Origin of the sequence: Stutzerimonas stutzeri, assembly GCF_013522825.1 — a bacterium.
GTDB lineage: Bacteria > Pseudomonadota > Gammaproteobacteria > Pseudomonadales > Pseudomonadaceae > Stutzerimonas > Stutzerimonas stutzeri_AK.
This window is the reverse complement of the sequence record NZ_JAAMQZ010000010.1, coordinates 83,816-98,298: the sequence shown is the minus strand read 5'-3', so window position 1 is coordinate 98,298 and position 14,483 is coordinate 83,816. Positions and strand designations below refer to the sequence as shown.

At 64.2% G+C, this 14,483-nt stretch carries 11 protein-coding genes; 5 read left to right on the top strand and 6 right to left on the bottom strand.

Annotated elements, in window-relative coordinates; all coding sequences use genetic code 11:
• From bioC to bioB, 4 genes are all read right to left on the bottom strand, one after another.
• Window positions 1–804, bottom strand: a complete 804-nt coding sequence (gene bioC, locus G7020_RS08655) for a malonyl-ACP O-methyltransferase BioC (protein ID WP_181083758.1) — start codon at window positions 802–804, stop codon at window positions 1–3.
• Entirely contained in the window at window positions 801–1,523 is a 723-nt protein-coding gene (locus G7020_RS08650; RefSeq protein WP_181083756.1) for an alpha/beta fold hydrolase, read from the bottom strand. The genes bioC and G7020_RS08650 overlap by 4 nt, the downstream gene beginning before the upstream one ends.
• On the bottom strand, window positions 1,516–2,697 hold the full coding sequence (bioF, locus tag G7020_RS08645) for an 8-amino-7-oxononanoate synthase (protein ID WP_181083754.1): 1,182 nt from the start codon (window positions 2,695–2,697) through the stop codon (window positions 1,516–1,518). The genes G7020_RS08650 and bioF overlap by 8 nt, the downstream gene beginning before the upstream one ends.
• 87 nt (window positions 2,698–2,784) lie before the next feature.
• A complete protein-coding gene (gene bioB, locus G7020_RS08640; protein ID WP_181083752.1) occupies window positions 2,785–3,840 on the bottom strand; it encodes a biotin synthase BioB in 1,056 nt (351 codons plus the stop codon).
• An 84-nt stretch (window positions 3,841–3,924) separates the two neighbouring features.
• On the opposite strand from bioB, the gene G7020_RS08635 reads away from it, so the two are divergent.
• The gene (locus G7020_RS08635; RefSeq protein ID WP_181083750.1) at window positions 3,925–4,632 is read left to right on the top strand and encodes a ComF family protein; all 708 of its coding nucleotides are present in this window, start codon (window positions 3,925–3,927) and stop codon (window positions 4,630–4,632) included.
• Window positions 4,633–4,718: 86 nt separating this feature from the next.
• A complete protein-coding gene (locus G7020_RS08630; RefSeq protein WP_181083748.1) occupies window positions 4,719–5,693 on the top strand; it encodes a serine/threonine protein kinase in 975 nt (324 codons plus the stop codon).
• 388 nt (window positions 5,694–6,081) lie between these two features.
• Here G7020_RS08630 and G7020_RS08625 read toward each other — a convergent pair whose 3' ends face one another.
• Window positions 6,082–6,924: a 23S rRNA (adenine(2030)-N(6))-methyltransferase RlmJ gene (locus tag G7020_RS08625; RefSeq protein ID WP_181083746.1), complete on the bottom strand. Its 843-nt coding sequence runs from the start codon at window positions 6,922–6,924 to the stop codon at window positions 6,082–6,084.
• 401 nt (window positions 6,925–7,325) lie between these two features.
• Between G7020_RS08625 and G7020_RS08620 the strand changes: the two genes are divergently transcribed.
• Both G7020_RS08620 and G7020_RS08615 read left to right on the top strand, forming a co-directional pair.
• A complete protein-coding gene (locus tag G7020_RS08620; protein ID WP_181083744.1) occupies window positions 7,326–8,369 on the top strand; it encodes an NAD(P)H-dependent flavin oxidoreductase in 1,044 nt (347 codons plus the stop codon).
• A gap of 509 nt (window positions 8,370–8,878) precedes the next feature.
• Window positions 8,879–10,936 (top strand): methyl-accepting chemotaxis protein, encoded by a 2,058-nt coding sequence (locus G7020_RS08615; RefSeq protein ID WP_181083742.1) that lies wholly within the window; start codon window positions 8,879–8,881, stop codon window positions 10,934–10,936.
• Between the two features lie 391 nt (window positions 10,937–11,327).
• Here G7020_RS08615 and fni read toward each other — a convergent pair whose 3' ends face one another.
• On the bottom strand, window positions 11,328–12,380 hold the full coding sequence (gene fni, locus G7020_RS08610; protein ID WP_181083740.1) for a type 2 isopentenyl-diphosphate Delta-isomerase: 1,053 nt from the start codon (window positions 12,378–12,380) through the stop codon (window positions 11,328–11,330).
• A 272-nt stretch (window positions 12,381–12,652) separates the two neighbouring features.
• On the opposite strand from fni, the gene G7020_RS08605 reads away from it, so the two are divergent.
• Window positions 12,653–14,398 carry a potassium/proton antiporter gene (locus G7020_RS08605; protein WP_181083738.1) on the top strand — a complete coding sequence of 582 codons (1,746 nt, stop codon included), beginning with the start codon at window positions 12,653–12,655 and terminating at the stop codon, window positions 14,396–14,398.
• Window positions 14,399–14,483 lie beyond the last annotated feature (85 nt).

The following is a 14,483-nucleotide window of genomic DNA, read 5'->3' as shown; positions in this document are numbered from 1 at the left end:
TCAGGATTCCTTGCGCAGCACGCCGTAAACCACCTGATAGGTGGCCGGCAGCCCGGATGGCGTGCGAAATTGCTCGTAGGCCGCAATCAATGCACGGATGCGAGCCGGGCCGGTGAGCCCGCCAGGTCGACCGGGATTGAGGTTGTGCGCGCCCAGGGCCTTAAGTTCGTGGGTCAGCTGGCGCAGTTCGGCGAAATGCAGCACCTGCGGCTGCACCTCGATGCCGGACAGTTGCAGGCCGCTGTCGGCACACAGCCGCCGGTAGGTGTCGCGCGTGCGGAAGCGATTGACGTGGGCGAAGCCGTCCACCGCCTGCCAGCTGTCGCGCAGCTCCTGCAGGGTGCCGCTGCACAGGCTGCTGAAAGCGAAGACACCGCCGGGGCGCAGCACACGTGCGGCCTCGTCCAGCACCGCCGCAAAGTCCTCGCACCATTGCAGGGCCAGGCTGGAGAAGATCAGGTCGGCGCAGCCGTCGCGCAGTGGCAGGCATTCGGCATCGCCGGCGATGAAAGCACTGGCGCCGCCCTGCGGTCTGGCGTGGCGCAGCATGCCTTCGGCGATATCCAGCGCCATGCCTTCGCCTTGGGGAAAGCCCTGAGCCAGACGACGAGAGAAATAACCGGTACCACAGCCCAGGTCGAGCCAGCGCGCCGGCTGCAGACCATCCGGCAGGCGATCGATCAGGCTTTGGCCGACCGCACGCTGCAACTCGGCCACGGCGTCATAGCTGGCGGCGGCGCGGGAAAACGACGCGGCGACGCGGCGCTTGTCCGGCAGCGCAGCGGAGTCGGCGGCAGCGTTCATCCACGGTGCTCCTGGATAAAGCCTGCCACCAGCACTGCCAGTTCATCAGCCTGCTCCAGCGGCAGGGCATGGCTGGCCTTTTCCAGCACGTCTATGCGGGCGCCGGGTAGCCAGTTGCGTAGCGCCCCGGCAGCGGCCACCGGCACCAGCGCATCGTCTCCGGCGAATATGTGCAGTTGCGGCCCGAAGTAACCATGCAGCGCCTCGCGGCCATCCAGTTGCGCCAGCAGTTGCAGGCCCGCATCCAGCATCACCACCGGCAGTTGCAACTGACTGACCTGCAGCTGCCGGGCCAGGGTGCGCGCATCGAAGGCGCCACGGCTGCACAGCGAGCGAAAGCGCTTCAGGGTTTGCTCGGGATCGAGCCGGAAGGCTTCCTGGAAGGCATCGAAGATATCCGCCGCCATCGCCTCGGGCCATTGTGGGCGGGCACGGAAACAGGGATTGCTGGCGATGGTAATGAGACCTGGGCAGACATCGACGCGCCGCGACGCCAACCCGGTCGCCAACATGCCGCCCAGCGACCAGCCGGCGAGCCAGGCATCGCGCGGCAGGCGGCGATCCAGCTCATCCAGCCAGGCGTCGGCCTCGGCCAGTTCCGGCAATGCTTCGATGCTTACCTCAAGGTTCGGCGCCTGCTGGCTCAGCGCCTCGCACAACGGCTGCAACGCCGCCGCGCCGAACGCCCAGCCGGGCAACAGAATCAGCTGATCACGCATGTGCTTCAGGCTCCTCGGCCAATCGATTCCAGCATTCGGCCAGGACTTCCAGCAGATGTTCCACCTGCGCCTCGCCATGCGACGCACTGAAGGTGACACGCAGTCGCGCACTGCCGGCCGGTACCGTTGGCGGACGAATCGCGCCGACCAGAATGCCACGCGCCCTGAGCGCAGCGGACAATGCCAGCGCGCGCTCGCTGCTGCCGATCAGGATTGGCTGGATCGGCGTCGGGCTGTCCATCAGGGTCAGACCGATATCGGCGGCGCCCTGGCGGAAGCGCGCGATCAGCCGGTTCAGGTGTTCACGACGCCAGTGTTCGCTGCGCAGCAACTCCAGGCTTTTCAGCGTTGCGCAAGCGACAGCCGGCGGCTGGCTGGTGGTGTAGATATAGGGGCGGGCGAACTGGATCAGCGTCTCGATCAGCTCCTCGCTGCCGGCGACGAAGGCACCGGCGGTGCCGAAGGCCTTGCCCAGGGTGCCGACCAGTACCGGCACCTCGTCGAGGCCCAGGCCGAAATGCTCGACGATGCCGCCGCCGGTAGCGCCCAGCGGGCCGAAGCCATGGGCGTCATCGACCATCACCCAGGCGTTGCGCTGCTTCGCTTCGGCGCAGATCGCCGGCAGATCGGCCAGGTCGCCGTCCATGCTGAATACGCCATCGGTGACCACCAGCGTATTGCCACAGGCCTTCTCCAGGCGCTTGGCCAGGCTCGTCGCATCGTTGTGCAGATAGCGCGAGAAGCGCGCGCCGCTGAGCAGCCCGGCATCCAGCAGCGAGGCATGGTTGATGCGGTCTTCCAGCACCGTATCGCCCTGCCCGACCAGCGCCGTGACGGCGGCGAGGTTGGCCATATAGCCGGTGGAAAACAGCAACGCGCGCGGCCGCCCGGTAAACTCGGCCAGCGCCTCCTCCAATTCATGATGTGGCGTGCCATGGCCGATCACCAGATGCGAGGCACCGCCACCGACACCCCAGCGTTCGGCCCCCTGGCGCATCGCATGGATCACTTCGGGGTGATTGGCCAGGCCCAGGTAGTCATTGGAACAGAAGGCCAGCAGCCGCTCGCCATCGACCACCACCTCGGGCATCTGCGGGCTTTGCAGCAACGGGCGCTGGCGATAGAGGTGCTCGGCACGGCGGGCGGCGAGGCGGGAAGCGAGATCGAAAGGCATAAAGGCTCGATAAAAGCGGCTGGACGCTAGAGGCTGGACGAAAGAACCCTCTCGTCCAGCCTTCAGCCTCAAGCCTTCAGCGGCTTTTTATAGTGCAGCGTTATAGAACAGCTTCGAATCGCGCTGCTCCATCAGCGCCTGCTCGATAGCGGCCTGATGCACTTCATCGTCGTGCTCTTCACGCGCTTCGGGCTGGATGCCCAGGCGCTTGAACAGCAGCATGTCCTTGTCGGCCTGCGGGTTGCCGGTGGTCAGTAGTTTCTCGCCGTAGAAGATCGAATTGGCGCCGGCGAGGAAGGCCAGGGCCTGCATCTGCTCGTTCATCTGCTCGCGCCCGGCGGACAGGCGCACGTGGGACTTGGGCATCATGATCCGCGCCACGGCGAGCATGCGAATGAAGTCGAAGGGGTCGACGTCCTGCTCTTCGGCCAGCGGCGTGCCCTTCACCTTGACCAGCATGTTGATCGGCACCGACTCGGGATGCTCCGGCAGGTTGGCCAGTTGGATCAGCAGGCCGGCGCGGTCGTCCAGCGACTCGCCCATGCCGAGGATGCCGCCGGAACAGATCTTCATCCCCGCGTCGCGCACGTAGCTCAGCGTCTCCAGGCGATCGCCGTAGGTGCGCGTGGTGATGATGTTGCCGTAGAACTCCGGCGAGGTATCGAGGTTGTGGTTGTAGTAATCGAGCCCGGCGGCGGCCAGCGCGCGTGTCTGCTCCTGATCGAGCTTGCCCAGGGTCATGCAGGTTTCCAGGCCCAGGGCCTTCACGCCTTCGACCATCTTCAGCACGTAGGGCATGTCCTTGGCGGACGGATGCTTCCAGGCCGCGCCCATGCAGAAGCGCGTCGAGCCGATGGCCTTGGCTTCAGCCGCCGCCTCCAGCACCTTCTGCACCTCCATCAGCTTTTCCTTGTCCAGGCCGGTGTTGTAGTGGCCGGACTGCGGGCAGTACTTGCAGTCTTCCGGGCAGGCGCCGGTCTTGATCGACAGCAGGGTGGACACCTGCACACGGTTGGCGTCGAAGTGCCGGCGATGCACGCCTTGCGCCTGAAACAGCAGATCGTTGAAGGGTTGCTCGAAGAGCGCCCTGACCTCGGCGAGGCTCCAGTCGTGGCGGGTGGCGCAAGCGGCAGTGGCGCTCATAGGGCATTCCTTGTAAATAGGGTTCTTGGCACGGATGCGAAATGGTTAGCCAAGCCGAAGACACTGTCAACCAGGAAAGGAATCATGGTTTACAACTGGTTAAGAATCGAACACTACTGCCCACTCTGCGATGACCGCTGCGAAGACGCCCATTCGCTGTGTGACGCCTGCGAAGCCGATCTGCCGTGGCTCGGCGGGCAATGCTCAATCTGCGCACTGCCGCTACCCGCCGCCGGCATGACCTGCGGCCAGTGCCTGAAGCGCCCGCCCGCATTCGATCATGTGGTCGCCCCCTGGCGCTTCGACTTCCCCATAGACAGCCTGATTACCCGCTTCAAGCACCAGTCGCGTTGGCCGTTCGGGCGGCTGCTGGCCGAGCAACTGGCGCAGCACCTCTTACATCTCTTCGACGAAGGCCTGCCGCGCCCGAGCGCACTGCTGCCGGTGCCTCTGGCGCGCAAACGGCTGCGCCAGCGCGGCTTCAACCAGGCAGCGATGCTGGCCGACTGGCTAAGCCCCGCGCTGAAGATTACGGTGCGCAACGACCTTCTGCTGCGCATCCAGGACACGCCGCCCCAACAGCAACTGGACGCCGCGGCCCGACACAGCAACCTGCGCCGCGCCTTTGCCCTGCCTGACGAACAACCGCTGCGCGATCAGCATTTCGCCATCATCGATGACGTGCTCACCACCGGCGCCACCGCCGAAGCGCTGGCGCGGCTGCTGAAACGAGCCGGCGCAGCACGGGTGGATATCTACTGCCTTGCGCGCACGCCCAAACCGGGTGACTGACTGAACTGCAAACTCAAGGCGGCTGAGCGCCGGTTGTTTAAAAGCCCCGGTGCAATACACTGATCGGCCCATTCGCGGAGCCGACCATGAGCCATCCCTTCGACACACTCACGCCGGACCTTGTGCTCGATGCCGTGGAAAGTGCCGGCTATATCAGCGATGCGCGCGTGCTGGCGCTGAACAGTTACGAAAATCGCGTTTACCAGGTGGGCATCGAGGACGAAACCCCGCTGATCGCCAAGTTCTACCGCCCTGGACGCTGGAGCGACGAAGCCATTGCCGAAGAGCATCGGTTCAGCCTTGAACTGGCCGAGCGGGAAATCCCGGTGGTGGCGCCGCTGGCGCGTGACGGCAAAACCCTATTCGAGCATGCCGGCTTTCGCTTCGCGCTGTTCCCCCGGCGTGGCGGTCGCGCGCCCGAGCCGGGCAACCTCGACCAGCTCTATCGCCTGGGACAGCTGCTCGGGCGCATGCATGCGGTCAGCGCCAGCCGCACCTTCGAGCACCGGCAGACCCTCGACGCGCAGAGCTTCGGCCACGACTCGCTGGCGACCCTGCTGGACGGCGGCTTCATCCCGAAGAGCCTGCTGCCGGCTTACGAGTCCGTGGCGCGTGATCTGCTCAAGCGGGTCGACGATGTGTTTGCACAAACCGACTTCCAGCCGATCCGCCTGCATGGCGACTGCCACCCCGGCAATATCCTCGCCCGCGACGACGCCTTTTATCTGGTCGATCTGGATGACTGCCGCATGGGGCCTTCGGTGCAGGACATCTGGATGATGCTCGCCGGCGAGCGTCACGAGCGCCTCGGGCAGCTCTCGGAGCTGGTCGAGGGTTACAACGAATTCCACGACTTCGCCCCGCGCGAACTGCCGCTGATCGAAGCCCTGCGCGCCCTGCGCCTGCTGCACTACAGCGCCTGGCTGGCCCGCCGCTGGGATGATCCGGCTTTTCCGATGAGCTTTCCCTGGTTCGGCAGCGAACGCTACTGGGGCGACCAGGTGCTGATATTGCGCGAACAGATATCGGCGCTGCAGGAGGAGCCGTTGAAGCTGTTCTGAAGGCGAGGCTAACGACTTGCGGCGGACGAACGAGACATAGGATTTTTGCGGCATCTGCTCGTCGGATTACGCCTTCTGATTGTCGGATTACGCCTTCGGCTAATTCGACCTACGAAGAACATGGCCCCATGCTGTCGCAGGCCGGGTCACGCTTCACCGGCCCGACAAGCAGACTATCAGGCACTGCACGAGTCGAGGCCTTGCTCGTCGGGTTACGCCTTCGGCTAACACGACCTACGAAAAACATGGCCCCATGCTGTCGTAGGCCGGGTCACGCTTCACCGACCCGACAAGAAGGCCATCAGGCACTGCAAAGAGTCGAGGCCTTGCTCGTCGGATTACGCCTTCGGCTAATTCGACCTACGAAAAACCTGACCGCCCTACGGGTCTATGACTGTTTTTCTTCGATCAGCCAATCCAGCCGCCAGCCGCCTTCGCTCTGCGCCAGTTGCTCGGCCAGCCAGGGCAGCAGTTCGCGCAACTCGTCTTCCAGCCCCCACGGCGGGTTGGCGATGGCCAGGCCCGAGCCGTTGAGGCGCAGGGATTCGTCGGTGGGATGGACGAACAGTTCGGCGCGCAGCAGCTTCGGCGCGCCGCTACGCGACAGCTCCTGGTAGAAGCGTTTGAGCTGGCGCTCGTCCTTGATCGGATACCAGATCACACCAATGGTCTGGCGCATGCGACCCAGCGCCTCCTTGAGCGCCGTCACGCAGCGGCTGAGCTCGTCGGCCTGCTCGAACGGCGGATCGATCAGCAGCACCACGCGCTTTTCCCGCGTCGGCATCAGCGCCCGCGGCACGTGCCAGCCTTCGCCCAGGTGTACCGCGACGCGCTCGTCAGCCATATTGTCCTTGAGCAGACGACCATCCTCGGGATGCTTTTCGTTGAGCTGCAGACGATCCTGCTGGCGCGTCAGCTGCCGCGCCAGCTCGGGCGAGCCGGGGTAATAGCGCAGCGTACCGTCGGGATTGAGCGAGCGGATCACGCCGAGGTAGTCGTCGAGCAGCGCAGGACGCGCATCGGCCCGCCAGATGCGCTCGATACCCTGCAACCACTCGCCGGTACGGCTGGCCTGATCGCCCGCCAGGTCGTAGAGGCCGATGCCGGCATGACTGTCGAGGTAGGCGAACGGCGTCTCCTTGCGCGACAGCAGGGCGAATATCCGGCTCAGGACCAGGTGTTTGAACACATCGGCATGGTTGCCGGCGTGGAAGGCGTGGCGGTAGTTCATCGGGCGCTCCTTAGGGTCTGTTGCCGTTTCATCGCAAACCGCGTTGCTGCGCCAAATGTCGCCAGGCAAGGCGCGGGACGCAGGCAATGGTTGTTCCCTTGCCAAGTCCCGCAACGCCGCCTGGCGACATTTGCCGCGCAACCCGAAGGGCCGGGCCTGTTTTGACGCGATGCGGCGTTTCTCGTCGTTTATTTGGAACAACCAAACCACACTCCTCGTGCCTTGCCTCGCGCCAAAACAGGCTCCGGCGCGGTCGCGAACGAAACGGCAACAGACCCTAGGAACCGCGCAGTTTACCGTGCCGCCCGGCACTGTGCAGGACGAACATGACCAATAACGTGTCCCTCATGGGTGCTGCGAACTACAGTGAGCGTTCCCTAAACCATGAACGGAGCTACCCCATGAGCCTGTGCGATCTACTCGGCACCGAACTTCCCATCATCCAGGCGCCCATGGCGGGGGCGCAGAACCATCTGCTGGCCGCCGCGGTATGCGAAGCCGGCGGCCTGGGCTCGATTCCGGCGGGCATGCTCGATGCCCAGGCACTGGAAAGCGAACTGAGTGCCATCGAGGCGCTGACCGACCGCCCCTACAACGTCAACTTCTTCTGCCACCAGACGCCAGCCAGCGACCCGGCGCGTATCGAGACCTGGCACGAACTGCTGGCGTCCTGGTTCGCAGAGTTCGGCATCGACCCGGCCAGCATTCCCGGTGGCCCGACCCGCCAGCCATTCGATGCGTCAATGGCCGAAGTACTGGAGCGTCATCGCCCGGCCCTGATCAGCTTCCATTTCGGCCTGCCGTCAACCGAGTTGCTGCAACGTGCCCGCGCCACCGGGGCGAAGATCGCCTCCAGCGCCACCACTCTGGAGGAAGGCCTCTGGCTGCAGCAGCACGGCGTCGATCTGGTGATCGCCCAAGGACTGGAAGCCGGCGGCCATCGCGGCATCTTCCTCAACGAGGATCTGACCACCCAGCTCGGCACCTTCGCCCTGCTGCCGCAACTGGTCGAAGCCCTCGATGTGCCGGTAGTCGCCGCCGGCGGCATCGCCGATGCCAAGGGTGTCGCCGCGGCCCAGGCGCTGGGCGCCGCCGGCGTACAGCCCGGCACCGCCTACCTGCTGTGCCCGGAAAGCCGCACCAGTGCCCTGCATCGCGCCGCGCTGAAAAGCCCGCGCGCCCGGCACACGGCACTGACCACGCTGTTCACCGGGCGCCCGGCACGCGGCATTTTCAACCGGATCATGCACGAACTCGGCCCACTGCCCGACGGCGTGCCGGACTTCCCATTGGCTGGCAACGCCATCGGCGCGCTGCGACAAAAGACGGAAAGCCTCGACCTGGATCACTGCACACCGCTGTGGGCCGGGCAGAACGCCAGCGGCTGTCGCGAAATCCCGGCGGCGCAGCTGACCCGTGAGCTGGCCGCTGGCTGGACGGGCTGACAGCGGCGCGTCCTGTTCAGCCAACGAGCAGGCCTGCCAGGCCAGAGCAGCCAGACTTGATCATCATCAAGGCATATAGCCATCGCCTGATCAATGTTGTCCTCGGCTCGCCAACAGCGAGCCGAAGGGCTGCTCGCCTCATCAAAGGCCCAAACTATTCGGGTACCTCATGATGAGGTGTGCAGCGCCTCTAGATAAACCATGTCCAGTGACGTGTTGCGTTCCGTGAGGAATGCCCCTTGTGGCAACGGCTTCAGACGCGATATCCAAGGTGCAGACTGTTGTAGGTCGAATTAGCCGAAGGCGTAATCCGACAATCCAAAGGCGTACGACAGTCCATGCCTGACAGCAGCATGTAACGCATCTGGCCGGTCGTCTGTCGGGTCGGTGAAACATGACCCGGCCTACCAGATGCGACGAACCTCCTGTGGGAGTGCTCCAGCAACACGCAACAGGGACATGGCCGTGAAGAAGCCCATAAACAAAACAAGGACAGTGGAACATTGAGCATGGCAAACATCATCCGGCAACTTCCGCTGCGCGTTTCGCTGATCATCCCGATCCTGTTCATTTCGACGCTGCTATTGGTCGTCATCCTCTGGCAGCTGGCGTTCGTCTACTGGCCGCAGGCGCAACAGGCGCAGGCCTATCAGACCGCCAACCTGATGTCGGACAACCTGCTGGAAGCCGCCGCCGAACAGGCGAAAGAGCGCGGATTCACGACAGGCTTGCTGGGCAGCGTCGCAGCTGTCGGGCGCAGCCAGGCCTCATTGGCGCAGATCCGTGAGGCTCGCCAAAAAGGCGATGCGGCGATGTCGCGAGCGCTCGAACTGGCCGACGAGTTGGTCGACAGCGGGTGGGCCGTGCAACAACTCACACAGAGCATCGCCAACGTCCGGCGCAATCAGGAGAACATCCACACCCTTCGCCAGCGGCTCGATACCGGCAATGCCATGGAGGCCGCCCACTGGGTCGGCGCCATGTCCGCACTGATCTCGGCAGGCGCGCGATTGCGCAACGATGCTTTTCTCCCCGACAGCGCACTCGCCAGCGCCGCCTTCAAGAACACCGAGCTCAAACAGTCGATCTGGCTGGCATCCGAATACGCCGGGCGCGAGCGCGCGCAACTGGCCGTGATCATTGCCAGCCGCCAGCCACTGGATGCAGCAGCGCGTGAAAGCCTGCTGAGCAACCGCAACGTGGTCGATGCGCAGCTGACGTACCTCAAGGAAGTCGGACTGCCGTCCCTGGGCAGCGAGGCGAACCCGGCGATTGCCGATGCCTGGAAAAGGCTGCACGAGAGCTTTATCGCCGACTTCGAGAGCGTGCGCAGCCAGGTCTACGCCGCTGGCGCCACGGGCAACTATCCACTTACCGACCGACAGTGGCTGGAGGCTGCCACGACGGCCATCGACAGCCTGCTCGCCTTCGGCCAGGTCATCAGTGGCAGCGCGGCGACCGATGCGGCCCAGGCCAACGATGAAGCCCTGCGCGGCTTCTGGGTGTCCATCGTCATGAGTGCGGGGGTGCTGCTGATCACGGCCGCATTGTTTGTGCTGGTCAGGACGATCTGCACTCGCCTGCAACTGTCGGTAGCCTCCATTCAGCAGGTCGAACGCGACAACGACCTCAGCCTGCGCCTGGACGAGGCCGGGCATGACGAGCTGGCTCAGCTCGGGCGCGCCTACAACACCATGCTGGAACGCTTCGGCAACATTATCGAGGCGGTGAATGAAGCCGCCGCTACGGTCAGCAGCGGCACCGAACAGGTTGCGACCGCCGCCACGCAGACCGAAATGGGCGTCAGCCGCCAACGCGACGCCATCGCCCAGGTGGCCACTGCCATGACTGAAATCGCCGCCGTGGTGCAGGAGGTGGCGGGCAATACCAGCCTGGCGGCGCAAGCCACCCAGGAAACCGACATCCAGGCCCGCAGCGGTCGTGACGTGGTGCAGAACACCGCCAACAGTATCGATCAGCTGGCGCACGAAATCGGCCAGGCGGCCCAGACCATACGCAACCTGCAGACGGACAGCAGCCAGATCAGCGTGATCCTCAAAGTAATCAACAGCGTCGCCGAGCAAACCAACCTGCTGGCGCTCAATGCCGCCATCGAGGCCGCTCGCGCCGGTGAACATGGGCGCGGTTTCGCGGTGGTCGCCGATGAGGTGCGCAGCCTGGCCACGCGGGTTGGCCAGTCCACCGAGGAAATCAACGCCATGATCAGCCTGCTACAGGGCCAGGCGCACCAGGCGGTCGAGACGATGGAGCGCAGCCAGCAGGAGGCCGATGCCAGTGTCGCCCTGACCAGGGAGTCCGGCAGCGCCCTGCTGCGCATCGTTTCATCCGCCGAAACCATCAACCAGATGACGGCACAGATCGCCACCGCCGCCGAAGAGCAGAGCAGCGTTGCCATCGACATGGACCGCAGCATCTCCGAGATCGAGCTTATCGCCGAGGAAAGCACCAGGGCGGCCAGCGAGACGGTCAGCGCCGTGGAGGAAATCAGGCAGAGCATGTTGCGCTTGAAGCAACTGGTGGGGCAGTTCCGCGTGCAGGCGGCCTAGGGTCACGAGCCGCACAGGTGATGTACGGCGCTGTTTCTCGTAGGTCGGGGCACGCGCTATCGACACGACGTGCAGGCTCGAGGTCATCCGCAGGAATTACGCTCCCCATCGTCGGATTACGCCTTCGGAAACCCGGATTACGCCTTCGGCTAATCCAGGCTACGGTCTGGTGTAGGCCGGGGCACGCTTCACCGACCCGACGAGCGGGCTCGAGGTCATCCGCAGGAATTACGCTCCGCATCGTCGGATTACGCCTTCGGAAACCCGGATTACGCCTTCGGCTAATCCAGGCTACGGTCTGGTGTAGGTCGGGGCACGCTTCACCGACCCGACGAGCGGGCTCAGGGCCATCCGCAGGATTACGCCCCGCATCGTCGGATTACGCCTTTGGCTAATCCGACCTACAATTCGTAGCGCACAGCAAGGGCGCCCGCGCCAGCTCGGCCAGGCTCGCCGAGCCGGTGCAGAAGCAGACGATGCGCAACTGCTCGATCAATACGCGAAAGTGCTCCACCACCGCCTCGCTGGAGATCAGCGCGCTTTCCAGCACGGCGGCGGCCTGGCCGACCAGGTTGGCGCCGAGACGGATCGCCTTGGCCGCATCGATGCCGTCGCGGATGCCGCCAGAGCCGATCACCACTGCATCCGGGCAGGCCCGACGTACTTCGGCGATGGCTTGCGCGGTGGGAATCCCCCAGTTTGCGAAGGCTTCGGACACGGCACGCTGCTGAGCATTGGCGGCACGCTCGCTCTCGACCGCCGCCCAGTTGGTGCCCCCGGCACCGGCCACATCCAGCACCGCAACGCCGGCATCCAGCAGTTGCCGGGCAACCCGCGCCGACAATCCCGAACCGACCTCCTTGACCACCAGTGGCGCCTCCAGAACGGCAGCCAGGCGCTCGATGGCACTCAGCACGCCGCGCCAGTCGCGGTCGCCACGATGCTGTACGGCCTCCTGCAGCGGGTTCAGGTGGATGATCAACGCATCGCCCCCGATCATTTCCAGTGCCCGGCGCGCCTGATCCACGCCATAGCCCCGCACCAGCTGCGCCGCTCCGATATTGCCGAGCAGCGGCACGCTCGGCGCCAGACGTCGCAGTTCGCGCGTCAAACCGGTGCCGTCGCCGCCCCGCTCCAGTGCAACCCGCTGCGAGCCCACCGCCAGGGCAATGCCCAACTCTTCGGCGGCCTCGGCAAGGTGATGATTGATCGCTTCGGCCCGCTTCGCCCCGCCGGTCATCGAGCTGATCAGCAGCGGCGCGGCCAGCGGCTTGCCCAACAGGGAGGTGGAAAGGTCCACCGCCGCCAGGTCCAGCTCCGGCAGCGCGCAATGCTCGAAGTGCAGGCGTTCGAAACCACTGCCGACAACCGCTTTGGTGCGCTGCGACGCCAGGACGATATCCAGATGCTGGTTCTTGCGCGTCGTCAGTTCGGTTTCGTTCATGCGCTGCTTCCCCCTTGTCAGTTTGGAGCGCACGCAGGATGCCAGAAGTTCCCTGACAAAGGGCCAAAGGCCTGTTAACAGGCCTTTGAAGAACGTAGGCGAGGCAGGCATCCAACGCTGAACGGCTGCCTGGTTCTGATTTACTGACGCGCATGAATGCCTCTTGCCCAAGAGGCATTTTTTTTGACAGCCCGTCAAATCATCGGGTTAGAATCGCTGGCATGTCCCGTGCATAAGTTGCCGGGAAACCTTGTTTTTTCCGGAGGCAGCATTTGGACGTCGGCAACCTCAACCACCTTTTTTTAGTCGGTGCCCTGTTGGTTGCTGCCAGTATCCTGATGAGCTCCTTGTCTGCGCGTCTGGGCGTACCGATTCTGGTCATCTTTCTCGGCGTCGGCATGCTGGCCGGAGTCGACGGCATCGGCGGCATCGTCTTCGAGGATTACCGCCTCGCCTTTATCATCAGCAACCTGGCGCTGGCGATTATTCTGCTCGACGGCGGCATGCGAACACGCAAGGCCACCTTCCGCGTCGCGCTCTGGCCATCAATGTCACTGGCTACCTTCGGCGTGGCGATCACCGCGGGCCTGACCGGCGTCGCCGCCACCTGGCTGTTCGACCTGCGCCTGATTGAAGGTCTGCTGATCGGTGCCATCGTTGGTTCCACGGACGCTGCGGTCGTGTTCAACCTGCTCAACGGCAAGGGCCTGAACGAACGTGTCGGCCCGACCCTTGAGATCGAATCGGGCAGCAACGACCCGATGGCGATGTTCCTCACCGTCACCCTGATCAGCATGATTGCCTCGGGGCAGACCTCATTCAGCTGGACCGTGCTGGTCAGCCTGATCCAGCAATTCGGTATCGGCATCGTGCTCGGCCTGGCGGGTGGCTGGCTGCTGCTGCTGCTGATCAATCGCCTCTCCGTAGCCGATGGCCTCTATCCCCTGCTGGCGGTCAGCGGCGGCATCATGATCTTCGCCTTGTCCGGCGCGGTGGGCGGCAGCGGCATCATCGCCGTGTATGTCTGCGGCCTGATGCTGGGCAACCGGCCAATTCGCAACCGTCACGGCATTCTGCACATGTTCGATGGCCTGGCCTGGCTCAGCCAGATCGGGATGTTTCTGGTGCTTGGCCTGCTGCTGACGCCCAGCGAACTACTGCCGATCGCCATTCCCGCCCTGCTCCTGTCGCTGTGGATGATCCTCATCGCGCGCCCGCTGTCGGTGTTCGTCGGCCTGTTGCCCTTCAAGAGCTTCAAACTGCGCGAGCGGCTGTTCATTTCCTGGATCGGCCTGCGTGGCGCGGTCCCGGTGATTCTGGCGGTATTCCCGCTGGTGGCCGGCCTCGACAATGCCCAGCTGTTTTTCAATGTCGCCTTCTTCATCGTGCTGGTCTCACTGCTGTTGCAGGGCACAACCCTCGGCTGGGCGGCAAAAAAGGCCAAGGTCGAAGTACCGCCGTCACCCGCGCCGATCTCTCGCACCGGCATACAGGTGCATACCACCAGCCAGTGGGAGCTTTTCATCTATCGTCTGACCACAAAGAAATGGTGCATCGGCGCGGCACTTCGCGAACTGAAGATGCCTCCGGGCACGCGCATCGCCGCCCTGTTTCGTGGTCACGCCCTGCTCCACCCGTCCGGCAGTACCCGGCTGCAGGAAAACGACATCCTCTGCGTCATCGGCCACGAAGACGACCTACCGGCGCTCGGCAAGCTGTTCAGTCAGGCGCCGCAACGTGGCCGGGACATGCGTTTCTTCGGTGATTTCATTCTCGAAGGCGACGCCGAACTGGGCGCCGTTGCAATGCTTTACGGCCTCAAGCTTGGCGATGTGGATGGCAATCAACCCATTGGCCAGTTCATCTCTGACAAGATCAGCAAACACACCGTCGTCGGTGACCAGGTGGAATGGAACGGGCTGATCTGGACCATTGCCGAGATGGATGGCGACGATGTACTCAAGGTCGGCCTGCGCTTCCCCGAAGCGGAAAAGCCAGGTCCGCAGCTGATGTTCTGACCTTCAGTCGCATGCACGGAACACTGAGGTCCCCGGGCTCGCACTCCTGATTCGCAGCCCGTAGACTCAGCGCTCGTTCAGTTCT

Coding starts and splice junctions, on each gene's coding strand:
- bioC (WP_181083758.1), bottom strand. CDS start 804: ATGAACGCTGCCGCCGACTCCGCTGCGCTGCCGGACAAGCGCCGCGTC.
- G7020_RS08650 (WP_181083756.1), bottom strand. CDS start 1,523: ATGCGTGATCAGCTGATTCTGTTGCCCGGCTGGGCGTTCGGCGCGGCG.
- bioF (WP_181083754.1), bottom strand. CDS start 2,697: ATGCCTTTCGATCTCGCTTCCCGCCTCGCCGCCCGCCGTGCCGAGCAC.
- bioB (WP_181083752.1), bottom strand. CDS start 3,840: ATGAGCGCCACTGCCGCTTGCGCCACCCGCCACGACTGGAGCCTCGCC.
- G7020_RS08635 (WP_181083750.1), top strand. CDS start 3,925: ATGGTTTACAACTGGTTAAGAATCGAACACTACTGCCCACTCTGCGAT.
- G7020_RS08630 (WP_181083748.1), top strand. CDS start 4,719: ATGAGCCATCCCTTCGACACACTCACGCCGGACCTTGTGCTCGATGCC.
- G7020_RS08625 (WP_181083746.1), bottom strand. CDS start 6,924: ATGAACTACCGCCACGCCTTCCACGCCGGCAACCATGCCGATGTGTTC.
- G7020_RS08620 (WP_181083744.1), top strand. CDS start 7,326: ATGAGCCTGTGCGATCTACTCGGCACCGAACTTCCCATCATCCAGGCG.
- G7020_RS08615 (WP_181083742.1), top strand. CDS start 8,879: ATGGCAAACATCATCCGGCAACTTCCGCTGCGCGTTTCGCTGATCATC.
- fni (WP_181083740.1), bottom strand. CDS start 12,380: ATGAACGAAACCGAACTGACGACGCGCAAGAACCAGCATCTGGATATC.